This is a genomic window from Streptomyces sp. NPDC005551 (assembly GCF_042871785.1).
GTDB lineage: Bacteria > Actinomycetota > Actinomycetes > Streptomycetales > Streptomycetaceae > Streptomyces.
The window spans coordinates 599,127-612,501 of the sequence record NZ_JBIAJE010000002.1 but is presented as its reverse complement, the minus strand read 5'-3'; the positions used below and the strand labels follow the sequence as shown (position 1 = coordinate 612,501).

The window sequence follows — 13,375 nt, the reverse complement described above, 5'->3', positions numbered from 1 at the left end:
TCGTGCCGGGTCAGCGGAAACGGACATAGGGAAGCCTTCGGGTCACGGAGCGGAGGGCGGGTGCGACGGCCCGGGCGTTCAGCGCCCAGGCCACGAGGACGAAGACGACGACGACGGCGGAGCCGCCGACGGCGAGACCGGGCAGCGGGGAGTCCGTGCGGCTCGCGCAGAAGGCCCCCGCGGCAGCCGCGGCCACCGCCGCGCGCACCGGCCGGCCGATCTCGGCCACGACCTGCCGGGTACGGATCGGCACCCCGCGCCGCCCCATGCCCGAGAGCAGCAGCAGCGCGGAGAGGGTGATGCCGAGGGCGTTGGCTGCGGCGATCCCGCACACGCCCCAGGGGCCGACGGCCCACGCGCCGACGCCGCAGGTGACGGCGATCCCCGCCGCCATCGCGTACATCGGGTACCAGGTGGGCCGGCCCGCCGAGAAGTACGAACGGACGAGCGCGCCGACGAGGGTGTGGCCGAGCAGGCCGAGGGTGTACACGCGCATGACGGCGGCGGTGGCCGCGGTGTCCTGGGCGCCGAACGCTCCTCGCTCGAACAGCAGTTGGATCATCTGCGGGGCGCAGGCGACGACCGCCGCGGCGCCGAGCAGGACGGTGCAGGACACGACGGCCAGATCGCGCTCCACCCGGTCCCGGGCCCGCTCGGTGTCGCCCTCCGCGATCGCCTGCGCCACCACCGGGAAGGTGACGGTGCACAGCATCAGCGACAGCACCATCGGCATCTGGGCGACCTTCTGGGCGTAGTTCAGATGCGAGATCGCCCCGGCGGGGAGCGAGGAGGCGAGGAAGCGTTCGACGAGTACCTGCGACTGGCGGAACAGGGCGAAGAGCAGGACCGCGGCGACGAGGACCAGGTCCATGGAGCGCGCGGCGGACCCGTCGTCGCTCCCGGAATCCGGCGCGGGACCGTCGGTGCCGGCGCCCGGCGCGGGACGGTCGGCGTTCCCGGTGCCCGGCGCGGGACGGTCGGGGGAGCCGTGTGCCGTTACGGGACCGGGCGCGGGCCGGTCCGGGGAGCTGTCGGCCGCCCCGTCCCGCCTGCCGTGCCTGCCGTCGCCCGGCCGCCCCCGGAGCTGCCGCCACAGCGACGGCGCCTGCGCCAGCACCATCAGGACGCCGCCCACCGCGACCCCGGCCGCCGCCGACCGCACGCCCCAGCGTCCGCCCAGCACGAACATCGCGGTGATGATGCCGGTGTTGTACGCGACGTAGATGGCTGCGGGCGCGACGAACCGGCGGTGCGCGCGCAGGGCCGCGCTGCAGTAGCCGGCCAGCCCGAAGCTCAGGACACAGGTCGCCGTCAGCCGCGTGCAGTCCACCGCGAGCCCCGGGTCGGGCAGCCCGGGCGCCAGCACCTCGACGACGTACGGCGCCCCGGCGATCAGCAGCGCGGCCGTCGCGGTGAAGGCCGCGGTCAGGCGGGGCAGTGTGCCGGAGACCAGCGAGCGCACCGGGTCCCCGGCCGCCCCCCGCGCCCGGCGGGCCACGGCCCGGCTGAACATCGGCACCAGGACGAAGGCGAGCCCGTCCTCGATCAGCAGCGTCGCCGCGAACTCCGGCACGGTCCAGGCGATCAGGAACGCGTCCGTCTCGCTGCCGGCCCCGAAGAGGCGTGCGAGCGCCTGGTCCCGGCCGAGGCCCAGCAGGGCGCCGACGATGGACAGGCCGACGGTGACGAGAGCGGCCCTGGCGAGGAAGCGCTGCGAGGAGGAACCGGCGGGCGCGACCACCACCGCGTCCGCGGCGGTACCGGTGCCCGCGCCCGTACCGGCCACCGCGTCCGCGTCGCCGGGGCCGGCGGCCGTGTGCGCGCCGGCACCAGCGGCCACACCGGCACCAGTACCGGCGCCAGTACCGGCACGGGTATCGGAACCAGTACCGGCACGGGTATCGGCACCCACACCGGCACCAGTACCGGCGCCAGTACCGGCACGGGTATCGGCACCCGTACCGGCGGCCGGGGAAGCGCCGCGTGCCGCGGGTACCGTCGTCGCGTCGTCGGACCGGGGTGGTGTCACCTTCATCGCGCCGCGGCTCCCCCGAAGGGACCCACCGTCACGCCCGGCCGGACGGCGGCACCGCCGGGCCCGGCGGCGACGGCGCTCGGCGCCGCGGAGGCGGGATCCATCAGCGCCCACCAGGCCACGAGCCCGAAGCAGACGGCGGTCAGCACGGTCGAGGGCCCGCCGATGTCGCCGTACGCGAAGTCGACCAGCTGCCAGATCAGCAGCCCGCAGGAGACGAGCGCGCAGTCGAGCCCGTGCCCGCTCCCCGGCCCGCCGCCGGGGGCCGCACCGGCCGGGTCCCGCCGCCGGACCCGGACGAGCCCGCGCAGCGCGCAGACCAGCAGCGCCAGCCAGCTCCCGGCCAGCGCCAGCAGCCCGATGAGGCCCTGCTCGCTGAGGACCAGCAGGTACATGTTGTGCGGCGAGAGCAGCGGCTGCCTGCGGAACGCGGCACCCGCGCCCTCCGTGTCGCTGCCCGACGACAGCGCCAACGAGGCGTGCCCGTCCCGGTGTTCGGGAAAACCCTTCAGGCCGACCCCGGCCGCCGGGTGCTCCCGCCACATGCCGACCGCGGCGGCCCACATCGTGTAGCGGTCGGTCACCGACCGGTCCGGCGCGTCCGTGACCTGCGTGATGCTGGTGATCCGCTCCTGGAGCATGGCCGTACCCACCCCGACCCCGCCCACCAGGACGACGGCCACGGCGACGACGGCCAGGCCCACCCTCAGCGCGCGCCGCATCCCCGCCAGCGCCAGCTGCGCCGCGACCGTCACCGCCGTGGCGATCCACGCGCCGCGGCTGAAGGACAGCGCGAGCGGCGCCAGCAGCGTCAGCGCGCACGCGGCCGCGACGGCCCGCTGCCGGGCCGGTCCGGTCCCGAGCGCCGTCCCGACCGCGCACACCAGCCCGAACGCCACCACGGTCGCCATCCCCATGACGTCCGCCGCCCCGAACGTGCCCACGGCCCGGATCTCCTCGCCCATGTACGAGGCGCCGGTCCCGGTGGCGTACTGGTGCACCCCGATCGCGCCCTGCCACAGCGCCAGGGCGACGAACGCCCAAACGAGGAGCCGGAAGTCGCGCCGGTCCCGCAGCAGCAGCACCACGGCGGCCGGGACCAGCACGAAGATCTGCAGATAGCGGCCGAACCCGGTGAGCCCCGCCCCCGGCGACGCCGCCCCGAGAGCCGCGACCGCGAGACCGGCCACGGGCATTGCCAGGATCACCGCGGCCGTCCGCGTCAGGGGCCGCCGCCGCTCCCGTACGAGACGGATCACGCAGTACATCACGAGGAGCCCGGAGACGGCGTCCGCGGCCGTCGCGCCGCCCTCGCCGCCGGGCGCCACCGGCAGCGCGAGCATCGCGACCACCGCCAGCACCGGCACGACGGGCGTCCACCTGACGGTCACCGGCTCAGCTCCCCGTCGGACGGACGACCGCGACCGCGGTGCGCAGCAGGATGCAGACGTCCTGCCACAGCGACCAGTCGTCGATGTACGCGTTGTCGAAGCGGCAGCGGTCCTCGATGGAGGTGTCCCCGCGCAGCCCGTGCACCTGGGCGAGCCCGGTGACGCCGGTGCGCATCCGGTGACGGCTCGCGTAACCGGGATACGTCTGGCTGAACTGGGCGACGAAGTAGGGGCGTTCGGGACGCGGGCCGACCAGGCTCATATCGCCCCGCAGGACGTTCCACAGCTGGAGCAGCTCGTCCAGCGAGGTGCGGCGCAGGAAGCGGCAGAACGGGTTCATCTCGTGCGCGTTCGCCACGCTCCACCGGGTCGCCGCCTCATGTGCGTCGACGGGGCGGTGGGTGCGGAACTTCAGCAGCGTGAAGGGCCGCCCGTCCTTGCCGATGCGCTCCTGCCGGAAGACCACCCCGGGCCCGTCGGCCAGCCGCAGCACGACCGCGCACACCAGCAGCAGCGGGCTGACCGCGAGCAGCAGCGCCCCGGAGACCAGCACGTCGAGCAGCCGCTTCCCGGCGCTGCCCCGGGGCCCGGTCACGCTGACGCGCCGGCAGGAGAACCCGGCGAGCCGCTCGCCGTGCACGTCGTACGACGGCGAGTCGGCGTCGACCTCCCACAGCGCGCACCCGGACTCGCCCAACGCGCGCAGCAGCGGAGTGTGTTCGGCGCGGCGTCCGACGACGAGGACGTCCTGGACGCCGTTCTGGATGAGCGCCCGCTGCACCTCCTCGCCGGTGGTCAGCACCGGCAGCCCCTCGCCCCCGGACGGCTGCCGGTCGACGATGCCCACCGGCCGTACCCCGCACCGCGGGTGCCGCAGGAACGCCGCGGCCACCCGCTGCGCCGTGGCCGCGTGGCCGATCACCAGGGCCGCTCCGGGATGCCGGACCAGGGCCCTGCGCCGCCGCCAGTGGACCGTGCCGCGGCCCGCGCAGCTCGCCACCGACTGGAGCACGCACCCCAGTACCAGCGTCCTCACGGACAGCGCGTGGGCCGGCGCGAGCGCGGCCACCAGGGCCGCCAGCACACACCAGCCCACCGCGACACGCGCGCAGACGGCGGGCAGTTCGTCGAGGACGGCGGGCACGGCGGCCGGCCGGTACAGCGACGCGTGCCCGTTCAGGGCGACCACCACGGCCAGCAACAGGCCGACGAGGAGCGGGTGCCGCTGCGTCCCGGTCAGCGCGAGGGACGCGCACAGCGCCGCACCGGCGTCCACGGCGGGCAGCGGCCAGCGCGAGGTGCGCCGTACGAAGGTCCGCCGGTCGGCGGGAAATCTGAAGCCGTCGGCGGCCTCGCGGGGAGGGATGACCGAGACGGGCGAGAATCCGTGCTCCCGTGGCTGTGTGCCGGGGGAGGGAACGGTGCTTTCCGCAGTCACGTGTGGATGGACTCCCTGCACTCGTTGTATGCCCCGCGCGCGGCGAACTCCGCGCGCTCGGCGTGCCCGGCGGACGCCCTGCGGCGACTGGCGGGCTGTGCGACGAGCAGCTCGCCGTACACGGCCGTGACCGCGTCGGCCATGCGCCGCACGTCGTGCGTGGCCAGGACATGGCGACGCCCCCGACGGCCGAGCGACTCGCGCAGCGGTGGATCGGACAGCAGACCGCAGAGGGCGTCGGCCAGCGGGCCCGGCGCCTCGGCGGGTACCAGGCACCGGTCCTGGAGCCCGGGCGGAAGACTTTCGCGGGCGCCGTCGACGTCCGTGATCAGGACGGGGCGCCCGCAGGACATCGCCTCGAGCGGCGCCAGCGCCATCCCCTCCCAGCGGGACGGCAGCACCACCAGGTCGGCGGCCTGGTACCAGGGCACGGCGTCCGCGGCAGCCCCGGCGAACAGCACGGATGCGGGGGCCCGAGCGCGCAGTTCGGGGCCGTCGGGGCCGTCCCCGACCAGCACCAGGCGAGCTCCCGGCATCCGCCGGGCCACCGAGTTCCACGCCGCCAGCAGGACGTCCTGCCCCTTCTGTCGGCACAGCCGTCCCACGCAGACCACCAGCGGACTCCCGGCGCCCGCCCCGGCGAGCAGCGGGATCCCGGACCGCACGGCCCGCGCGTCCGCCGGACGGAAACGCGCCGGGTCCACGCCGTTGGGGATCACCCGCCACCGGCCGGCCACCCCGGCCCGCGCCCCGGTCCTGCGCTCCGCCTCGCTGACGCACACCACCCGGGTGGCCCAGCGCGCCCCCCACCGCTCCCACCGCAGCGCGAGCGAGGCGGTGACACCGCCGACCGCCTCGAACGACCAGGCGTGCGGCTGGAACACGGTCGGCAGCCGGCCCCGCAGGGCGAGTCGCACCGCGAGTCCCGCCTTGGCGCTGTGCGCGTGCAGCACGTCCGGCCGCGTCTCCTCGACGATCCTGCCGAGCTGCCACAGCTCCGACGCCAGCCCGCCGTCCGGCGAACGCGTCGCCCGCCACGGCCGTACGTCACTGCCGAGCATCCGGAGCGTGTCGGCGAGACCGCCGCCGTCCGGGCAGGCGACCGTGACGTGCAGTCCGGCGGCGAGCTGCGCCCGCACCAGGTCCGCGACGACGCGGGCGACGCCGCCGTCGACGGGCTGGGTGACATGCAGGACCCGCGTCGCTGGGTCGGTCGGTGGCAGTGGCATACGCGGTTCCTCGCTCACGGACGGCGCCGGCGGGAGCGCGTCACTGCTTGGCGTCGACAGCGACGAAGAGCGCCCCGGCCCAGGCCGCGTCCCGCTGCGCAACGAGCCGGAAGGCCAAGTGGTCACCGCCGCGCCGCAGGGCGGTGCCCAGATCGAAGACATCGGAGTCGTAGCCGAGGGTGTTCCGGTAGGCGGGCGTGCGCTTCGCGGCAGCCGGTCCCGGTTCGCTGATCGTGGAGTTCAGCACGTCGTCGGCGGGGTTGGCGGCGTTGCTCAGAGCCGTCGCACCGCGCCCGGTCGACACCATGAGCGAATCGCCGTCGCGGCCGGCGTCCCCGTTGTAGGCCACGAGGCCGGCCCGGCCGCGGGCGCCCCTGCCGAGCGGCAGTCCCCGCACCCCGATCACCTGGTCCGCGCCCGGCCCGAGCGGGGCGAAGCCGTCCCACATCGCCAGATGCCGCAGCGGTTCCGACTCCCTTTCGTACGCCACCATCAGCGTCCAGCCGCCCCAGGCGCCGGCCGCCGAACGGCCCATCGCCACGTTGACCTGCGCCACCGTGTAGAGCCCCGAACCGCTCGCCCGCACCAGCCCGGTGACGTCCGCGGAGGCCTGGAACGCGTCCGCCCCGCGTGCCACCCGGTGCCCTACGACGGTGTCCGCCCGCACGGCCTTGTACGCCCCGCCCGGCTCGGCCACCAGCACCCGCGCGTTGTCCTTCGGCGGCTTCTGCTCGCCCACCCGCAGGTTGCCGCCCCAGTACAGGCGCGCGTACGTGACCCGCGCGCCCTTGGGCAGACGGACCTCGCCCCGGCTGGAGTTGTAGGTGTTCCGGTCCTTGTCGACGTCGATGTAGAACATGTCGAAGTCGTTGTTCGCGGCCGCTTTACCCGCTCGCGCGGCAGTGCACGAGGACGCCCGCGAGGTGCGGCCGGACTTCGGGCCGCGCGCGGGTGCCGTACGGCAGGTGATGGACGAGTTCGCCGCCCGGACGATCCCGCCGTGCTGGAGCGCGTGATACCGCTGCGTGAACGCGAGGCTCTCGGCCTCCGCGGCGGCCGGGGCGGCCGTCGCGAGGCCGCCGGGTGCCCAGAGCGAGGTCAGGGCGAGGCAGCCCACCAAGGCACGGCGCAGCAGACGACTCGGGGAATTACGCATTCGGCGTTGCCCTTCCGAGCGGAGAAGGTTCCGGACCGGCGGAGGGGCGACCGTGTGCGGATCGCACCGATGTCGCGCCGACTCCCCCGTCCTGTCCAGGGCGTCGAAGCGGCCCCGGGAGGAGCGCAACTCTAGCCGGTATTGGTGGGTATTTGATGAAACATCCCAAGTGTGTCGGAATGGTGAAGTCGGGCAGTCGGGACGTCACTCCTTTGGAGGCACAACCCGCGCGAGAGCCGCGCGTTGACACAGCGCCGGGCATCTCCGCCCGGTTGTTGTGTCGACTCCCAAGGAGCACCTCTCCATGTCGCGTATCGCGAAGGGCCTGGCCCTGACCTCCGTTGCCGCCGCCGCTGTGGCGGGCACCGCCGGCATCGCCGCCGCCGACAGCGAGGCGAACGGCGCCGCCGTCAACTCCCCTGGCGTGCTGTCGGGCAACGTCCTTCAGGTTCCGATCCACATCCCGGTCAACATCTGCGGCAACACCGTCGACGTGATCGGCCTGCTGAACCCCACGTTCGGCAACGTCTGCGTCAACGACTGACGCCGAGTCCGGACCCTTCTGCCGGCCGTTCTCCCCGACGGGAGGGCGGCCGGTCCGCGTTGCCCCTGATGGACGGAGGAGGTATCCGCATGGAGGGAGGGGGCAGCCGCGCCGGGAAACGGCGTCTCACCAGGGGCGATGTTCGTGGCGGCGGTGCGGGGCGGGTACGGGGGGCCGGGCCGTTCGGTTGCAAGGGAAGATCACCGCTCACACGGTGATCACAAGCTCCTCGCGACCATCGAAGGGAACATCCATGCGTGCTATGCCCGCACGGCGCATCGCGTCCTCCGCCTTCTGCGCCACGCTCCTGCTCGGGGTCGCCGCTCCGGCCGCCGCGGCGGCCGACGGCGACTCGGCGCTTGGCCGCGCCCACGCGGCTGCTCCCGTCCCAGGCGCGGACGGGCTCCTGGACCAGGTCGCGGCCCTGGCCGGCCTCGACGGGGCGCTGAACCCGGTCACCGACCTGCTCAGCGCGGTGCTCACGACGGACGACGGCCGTCTCTCCGACGACGAGGCGGCGGCGCTCGGCGACGCCGCGAAGACCGCGATCGCCGAGATCACCGAGGAGGCCACGGCGGAGGCGTCGGCCGACCCGGTGCGGGACGCCACCACCGAGCCCTCGGACGAGACGCCGGAGGTCCCCGGCGCGCGGGACGAGGACGCCGCGGACATCGACGCCGCGGACATTGACACCGACCTGCTCGCGGAGCTGCGGAACGGTTTGGACAACCTGCTGGAGGTGATCGACTCGGGTGATTTCGGCAAGGTGGTGCCGGCGGCCACGAGCCTGGTGACCGGTCTCGTCGACGTCGTCGTCTCCACAGCGACCGGAAGCGGCAGCACCGCCGCCTCGGAGACCTCCGGCCTGACGGACACCCTCCCCGGCTCCTCCCCTCTCCCGCAGAACGAGCTGCTGTCGCTGCTGGGTCCGGGTGCCCGCGCCTGAGACGACCCGCGAGCGCACCCGTCGGCACCCCGCCGTCGTGCCGTCGGAGCGGCCGACGCGGCGGTTGTCTTATATGAGAATGGAACACGCCGTTCATTCGGGTGGTGTCGAGGAATTTACCGGGCGCGGGGTTTCCGGTCGCGGCGGGGATCGTTGACCAGGGCGAAGTCGAGAGACCAGGCATGAGCAATGTCTGTACGGAATTCCTCCTGGCGACGCGAGTCGTCGAAGAAAGGAACGCGATGAAGTCCCTGAAGGCTGCTGCTGTCGTTGCCGGTTCCCTGGTCGCCGCGGGCGCCGCCGCTCCCGCCTTCGCGTACGACCCCGCGCCCACCAGCCTCAACGGGGGCCTGAACGGCGCCATCGAGACCATCGGCAGCCAGCGCTCGCTGGATGTGGAGGACCTGCAGCCCCTGAAGCAGCAGTCGAACGCGCTCGACACCGAGAACAAGGACTCCGCGCTCAGCACCGCGAAGGGCGCGACGAAGGCCCTGAACACGGCCACGAGCCCGTCGGATCTCCTGCTCGGCGGTCTTCCTCTCAACGGTTAATCGGTTCATTTTATCGCGTGTCCTGACGGAAAGGTGCGCGGGCCGTTTATAGGCTGGAGCAAACCTTCAAGAAAGGACCGATGATGAACAGTGTCAAGAAGGCCGCTCTGATTGTCGCCGCCGTGGGAATGTCCATGGGGGCCGCCGCGGGCACCGCGTTCGCGGACGCCGAGGCCGAAGGTGCCGCCATCAACTCCCCTGGCGTCCTCTCCGGCAACGTCGTTCAGATTCCCGTCCACATCCCGGTCAACGTCTGCGGCAACACCGTGAGCGTCGTCGGCCTTCTCAACCCCGCGTTCGGGAACGTCTGCGTCAACAAGTGACGCCGTACGCCGACGGGTGAGGTGACGTGCCGGCACCCGGCGGCGTACCGACGCCAGGGGCCGGTTCCGGCTCGTGGAACCGGCCCTCACCCCTGTTCGACCCTCCCCCTCGTTCGAGTGGTCGGCCGCGGGGTGTCACCCCGGAGAGTGACGAGGCGGCCGGACGAATTCCGGTGCCTGGATAGGGTCTTGCGGTGACCTCAGCCTCAAGCCACACCCGCCCTTTCCGCGCCGCCGACCTCGGCACGCTCGTCGTCATGGCGTTCAGCGGCGCGGCCCCCGACGGCGACATGCCCTACCTCCTTGCCTACACCCTCGGTGACGGCGAGGGCGGCCCGGCGGGCTCCACGGCCGCGGTCGAGGAACTCCTGCGGGGGAACGGCCTGTTGACGGAGGACGAGATCCTCGACGGCGCCCAGCGGCCCGACCTGCCGCTCACTCTCTCCGTCGAAGGGAGCGAGGTCGTGATCGACATGCCGTACCTCAACGCCCGGTGCGCGGTGCCGGCCGAGTGGCTGGCCGCGGTGGAGCAACGCGGTTACACCTACTTCCTGTTCGCTACCCGCCCGTGGCCCGAGGCGGAGCCCGGCAAGCCCGTCGCGCCGGAGAGCCTTACCGCCTTCGCGGGTGACGAGGACGTCCTGAACAGCGCGGCGCACGTGCTCCTGCCCGCCCGCGGCGCGCACACCTGATGGCGGCCGCCGCCCGGCCGACGACGGTGCTGATCCTGACCGGCCGGTGAGATCCTGACCGGCTGGTGGGACTTCTGGACGAGCTGATCGTCGTACCGGTGTGGCGGCCGGACCGGCGTCAAGCCGCGCATTCGCGGAGTCGCACGGCCGCAGAGGCGCCCGACCGCCAGTCCGATTACTACGTCGGACGGGGGAATCTTGCGCTGATGCCGTTGTCGGGATCGTTACGTGGTACGGACGCATTGCCCCGAATCCTGAAAGGGACCGTACCTGAGATGAAGTCCACCACTCGAGCAACCCTCGCCGCCGTCCTGACCGGTGTGGCGGCCTCCGTCGGCGCGGCGGCGACGCCCGCCTTCGCGGCCCCCGCCGTCCCCGTCCCGGTCCCGCTGGGCGGCGCGGAGCGTGCCCTCGGCATGGAGTTGCCCAGGGTTGCCGGAGAGCTGCCGGTGCCCGTACCGGGCAGCCCGAACGGGCCCCGGTACGTCACGGGCCACCTCCTGCCCGAACGCACCCTCCCGCAAGTGCCGATCAGCACGGCGCTGCTCGGTGCGGACGTCGACGCGCCGCTCCCGCAGGCCCTCGGGGACGACTTCGAGCACCTGGTCGTCGACGCGCCCGCCTCCGACCTCAGGACGCTCACCCCGGGCGTGTCGACGGACGCACCGTTGACCGCGCCCAACCCTGGCCACCTCGGCCTCCCCGACCCCAAGCTCCCTCAGGCCGGGGTGCTCACTCCGACGCTGCAGACGGCGCCGGGGATGAACCTCGGGTTCGGCGAGTAACCCCACCAGGGGCCGGGCTCCGGCGGTCAGGACCCCGGCACCGCCTCCCACCGGGCGGCCACCGCCACGGGATCCGACAAGGAGAGAACGATGTCCGTCAGCAGAGTGCCGGTGCCTTCGACCGGCCCGGTGGAGGTCGGGAACAGAACCCGCCGGAACGTCATGCGCGCCATGTTCGCCTCGCTCGTCGCGGTCTCGGCGGTCCCCGTCGTCGCGGCGTCGAGGCCGTCGGGGAGCGACGAGGTGGTGTCCGACCCCCGCGACGTGGCGGACACCTTCGAGGAGACGTACCGCGGGCGCCACATCCACGGCGTCTACTCCGTCGCGGGCCGTGCCGCCTACGACAGCGGACAATGGCACGTCACCGTCGACGGGCGGCCGCTGCATCTCATGCGGCGTGCCGACGGCTCGTATCTGAGCATGGTGGACCACTACGAGTCCTACCCCACCCCGCTCGCCGCGGCGCGCGCGGCCGTCGACGAACTGGGCGGCGCCCAGCACCTGCGCGACCTCGCGGCCGGGGGGAGGCACGATGGTGTACACGCGTAGGGACGTCAGTTCCCTGACCCGCGCCGAAGGGCGGCGGTTCGTCGCGGCGCTGCTGGAGATCAAGCGCCGCGGCGAGTACGACGACTTCGTGCGGATGCACATCGAGTACTACGTCTCCGACGGCGACGACGGTCTGCGCACGGCCCACATGGCCCCGTCGTTCCTGCCCTGGCACCGCAGATTCCTGCTGGACCTCGAGCGGGCGCTGCGGCGGGTGGACCCCTCGGTGACCGTGCCCTACTGGGACTGGACGCGCAGCCGCACGCCGTCCGCCGCCCCCTGGACGGCGGACCTGCTCGGCGGCAACGGCCGGCGCTCCGACCACCGGGTCATGAGCGGGCCCTTCGCCTACGGGAACGGGAAGTGGAAGATCAAGGAGGGGGTCACCGACGTCGAGTACCTCACCCGTGACTTCGGCCGCCCCCGGGATCCGATCAAGCTGCCGACGGCGGCCGAGCTGGCCCGCGCTCTGGACGATCCGGTCTACGACGCGCACCCCTGGAACTCGACGTCGGCGCGGGGGTTCCGCAACAGACTCGAGGGATGGGGGACGGGCAGCGGCAGTGGCGCGTGGCGCAACCACAACCGCGTCCACCGCTGGGTCGGCGGGCACATGCTCGGCGGTGCCTCCGTCAACGACCCGGTCTTCTGGCTGCACCACGCCTTCGTGGATCTGCTCTGGACCCGCTGGCAGCGAAAGCACCGCGGAGCGCGCTACCTGCCCGCGAGCCCGCCGGGGCCGGGCAGTTCACAGTACGGGCGGATCGTTGCGCGGCACGAGGCGATGCCTCCGTGGAACGTGACGCCCAATCAGCTCGAGGACGTCGGCGGGATCTACCGGTACGCGTGACCGGCGCCGGCCCCCTGTCGTGCGAGACCCCCGGCGGTACCACTGCCGGGGGTCGTTACGCGTGGGCGGGCCGGTCAGCGGCCGTAGCCGCTGTCGTTCTTGTCGTCGTGCTGGTGGTAGTGCTTGTCACCGCTCTTGTTGATGCAGGTGTTGCCGAACGCCGGGTTCAGCAGGCCGACGACGTTGATCGTGTTCCCGCACAGGTTGATCGGCACGTGGACCGGAACCTGCAGGACGTTGCCGGACAGGACGCCGGGCGAGCCGACGGCGGCAGCGCTGGCGTCGGCGTCGGCGGAGGCCAGGCCGGCTCCGCTGAGGACCACGGCACTGGTGCCGAGAACGACAGTGGCTGCCTTCGCGATGCGGGACATCACGTTCTCCTTCTACTCGGTGAGCGCGGCCGCACGAACGCGACCGCACTTCCCTTCAACGCGTCCGGTCACGGGTGGTAACGGTGATCAGCGCTGCGTCACCCTTATCGACGGGGAAAGCTCCGGAGAGCGGGGCCGGGAACCGGGAGAAACGGTTCTTGGGCGCCCGGTGGCAAGATGAGCCACCCGCGAGGACCTGCTGACGGCCGGACAGCCCCGGAACCTCCCCTTAATCGCCGGGGGAGTGTCCGGGGCTTCGTCATGGCGCGGGGAGCGTGCCCTGAACAGCAAAAAGGCCCTCCCGGGAGGAGGGCTCTCAGTGGCGCCCCCGGCAGGACTCGAACCTGCGGCCAAGCGCTTAGAAGGCGCCTGCTCTATCCACTGAGCTACGGGGGCCGGGTGTGGTGGCCTGTGTCCTGGTGTTGCCCGGGTGTGGGCTGATCCGTGACGGTGCCGGGGACAAGGATAGGGCTCCCGCGTCCTTGTCCTTGATGCTTCCCCTCCGTGGCTCGATG

Annotated in this window: 14 protein-coding genes and 1 tRNA gene; 8 read left to right on the top strand and 7 right to left on the bottom strand. The window is 73.1% G+C overall.

All coding sequences use genetic code 11. The features are described 5' to 3' along the window. Window positions 1-10 precede the first annotated feature (10 nt). Genes murJ through ACFYP4_RS06845 form a run of 5 tightly spaced genes read right to left on the bottom strand, consistent with a single transcriptional unit; the run spans window position 11 to window position 7,249 of the window. Window positions 11-2,035 (bottom strand): murein biosynthesis integral membrane protein MurJ, encoded by a 2,025-nt coding sequence (murJ, locus tag ACFYP4_RS06865; RefSeq protein WP_388783415.1) that lies wholly within the window; start codon window positions 2,033-2,035, stop codon window positions 11-13. Next, complete coding sequence (locus tag ACFYP4_RS06860; RefSeq protein WP_388783844.1) at window positions 2,032-3,378, bottom strand: O-antigen ligase family protein; 1,347 nt, start codon at window positions 3,376-3,378, stop codon at window positions 2,032-2,034. The genes murJ and ACFYP4_RS06860 overlap by 4 nt, the downstream gene beginning before the upstream one ends. Before the next feature lie 52 nt (window positions 3,379-3,430). Continuing rightward, window positions 3,431-4,864 carry an exopolysaccharide biosynthesis polyprenyl glycosylphosphotransferase gene (locus tag ACFYP4_RS06855; RefSeq protein WP_358849867.1) on the bottom strand — a complete coding sequence of 478 codons (1,434 nt, stop codon included), beginning with the start codon at window positions 4,862-4,864 and terminating at the stop codon, window positions 3,431-3,433. Then, window positions 4,861-6,093, bottom strand: coding sequence for a glycosyltransferase (locus ACFYP4_RS06850; RefSeq protein WP_358849868.1), 1,233 nt, complete (start codon window positions 6,091-6,093; stop codon window positions 4,861-4,863). Before ACFYP4_RS06850 ends, ACFYP4_RS06855 begins: the two co-directional genes overlap by 4 nt. 40 nt (window positions 6,094-6,133) lie before the next feature. Then, entirely contained in the window at window positions 6,134-7,249 is a 1,116-nt protein-coding gene (locus tag ACFYP4_RS06845) for a DUF3344 domain-containing protein (RefSeq protein ID WP_358849869.1), read from the bottom strand. A gap of 304 nt (window positions 7,250-7,553) precedes the next feature. Between ACFYP4_RS06845 and ACFYP4_RS06840 the strand changes: the two genes are divergently transcribed. From ACFYP4_RS06840 to ACFYP4_RS06805, 8 genes are all read left to right on the top strand, one after another. After that, window positions 7,554-7,793, top strand: a complete 240-nt coding sequence (locus ACFYP4_RS06840; RefSeq protein ID WP_358849870.1) for a chaplin — start codon at window positions 7,554-7,556, stop codon at window positions 7,791-7,793. Between the two features lie 253 nt (window positions 7,794-8,046). After that, window positions 8,047-8,739 (top strand): hypothetical protein, encoded by a 693-nt coding sequence (locus ACFYP4_RS06835; protein ID WP_358849871.1) that lies wholly within the window; start codon window positions 8,047-8,049, stop codon window positions 8,737-8,739. Between the two features lie 242 nt (window positions 8,740-8,981). Then, complete coding sequence (locus ACFYP4_RS06830) at window positions 8,982-9,290, top strand: hypothetical protein (protein WP_358849950.1); 309 nt, start codon at window positions 8,982-8,984, stop codon at window positions 9,288-9,290. An 83-nt stretch (window positions 9,291-9,373) separates the two neighbouring features. Then, window positions 9,374-9,613: a chaplin gene (locus ACFYP4_RS06825; protein WP_358849951.1), complete on the top strand. Its 240-nt coding sequence runs from the start codon at window positions 9,374-9,376 to the stop codon at window positions 9,611-9,613. Between the two features lie 194 nt (window positions 9,614-9,807). Further along, entirely contained in the window at window positions 9,808-10,305 is a 498-nt protein-coding gene (locus ACFYP4_RS06820) for a DUF5949 family protein (RefSeq protein WP_358849872.1), read from the top strand. Between the two features lie 275 nt (window positions 10,306-10,580). Then, a complete protein-coding gene (locus ACFYP4_RS06815) occupies window positions 10,581-11,090 on the top strand; it encodes a hypothetical protein (RefSeq protein WP_358849873.1) in 510 nt (169 codons plus the stop codon). A gap of 90 nt (window positions 11,091-11,180) precedes the next feature. Beyond that, window positions 11,181-11,639, top strand: a complete 459-nt coding sequence (locus ACFYP4_RS06810) for a tyrosinase family oxidase copper chaperone (RefSeq protein WP_358849874.1) — start codon at window positions 11,181-11,183, stop codon at window positions 11,637-11,639. Continuing rightward, a complete protein-coding gene (locus ACFYP4_RS06805; RefSeq protein WP_388783407.1) occupies window positions 11,623-12,489 on the top strand; it encodes a tyrosinase family protein in 867 nt (288 codons plus the stop codon). Before ACFYP4_RS06810 ends, ACFYP4_RS06805 begins: the two co-directional genes overlap by 17 nt. Before the next feature lie 74 nt (window positions 12,490-12,563). Here ACFYP4_RS06805 and ACFYP4_RS06800 read toward each other — a convergent pair whose 3' ends face one another. Together ACFYP4_RS06800 and ACFYP4_RS06795 are read right to left on the bottom strand one after the other, a co-directional pair. Next, complete coding sequence (locus ACFYP4_RS06800; RefSeq protein WP_358849876.1) at window positions 12,564-12,860, bottom strand: chaplin; 297 nt, start codon at window positions 12,858-12,860, stop codon at window positions 12,564-12,566. Between the two features lie 320 nt (window positions 12,861-13,180). After that, window positions 13,181-13,256: transfer RNA gene (locus ACFYP4_RS06795), tRNA-Arg, on the bottom strand. Between the last annotated feature and the right edge of the window lie 119 nt (window positions 13,257-13,375).

Coding starts and splice junctions, on each gene's coding strand:
- murJ (WP_388783415.1), bottom strand. CDS start 2,035: ATGAAGGTGACACCACCCCGGTCCGACGACGCGACGACGGTACCCGCG.
- ACFYP4_RS06860 (WP_388783844.1), bottom strand. CDS start 3,378: ATGCTCGCGCTGCCGGTGGCGCCCGGCGGCGAGGGCGGCGCGACGGCC.
- ACFYP4_RS06850 (WP_358849868.1), bottom strand. CDS start 6,093: ATGCCACTGCCACCGACCGACCCAGCGACGCGGGTCCTGCATGTCACC.
- ACFYP4_RS06845 (WP_358849869.1), bottom strand. CDS start 7,249: ATGCGTAATTCCCCGAGTCGTCTGCTGCGCCGTGCCTTGGTGGGCTGC.
- ACFYP4_RS06840 (WP_358849870.1), top strand. CDS start 7,554: ATGTCGCGTATCGCGAAGGGCCTGGCCCTGACCTCCGTTGCCGCCGCC.
- ACFYP4_RS06835 (WP_358849871.1), top strand. CDS start 8,047: ATGCGTGCTATGCCCGCACGGCGCATCGCGTCCTCCGCCTTCTGCGCC.
- ACFYP4_RS06830 (WP_358849950.1), top strand. CDS start 8,982: ATGAAGTCCCTGAAGGCTGCTGCTGTCGTTGCCGGTTCCCTGGTCGCC.
- ACFYP4_RS06825 (WP_358849951.1), top strand. CDS start 9,374: ATGAACAGTGTCAAGAAGGCCGCTCTGATTGTCGCCGCCGTGGGAATG.
- ACFYP4_RS06815 (WP_358849873.1), top strand. CDS start 10,581: ATGAAGTCCACCACTCGAGCAACCCTCGCCGCCGTCCTGACCGGTGTG.
- ACFYP4_RS06810 (WP_358849874.1), top strand. CDS start 11,181: ATGTCCGTCAGCAGAGTGCCGGTGCCTTCGACCGGCCCGGTGGAGGTC.
- ACFYP4_RS06805 (WP_388783407.1), top strand. CDS start 11,623: ATGGTGTACACGCGTAGGGACGTCAGTTCCCTGACCCGCGCCGAAGGG.
- ACFYP4_RS06800 (WP_358849876.1), bottom strand. CDS start 12,860: ATGTCCCGCATCGCGAAGGCAGCCACTGTCGTTCTCGGCACCAGTGCC.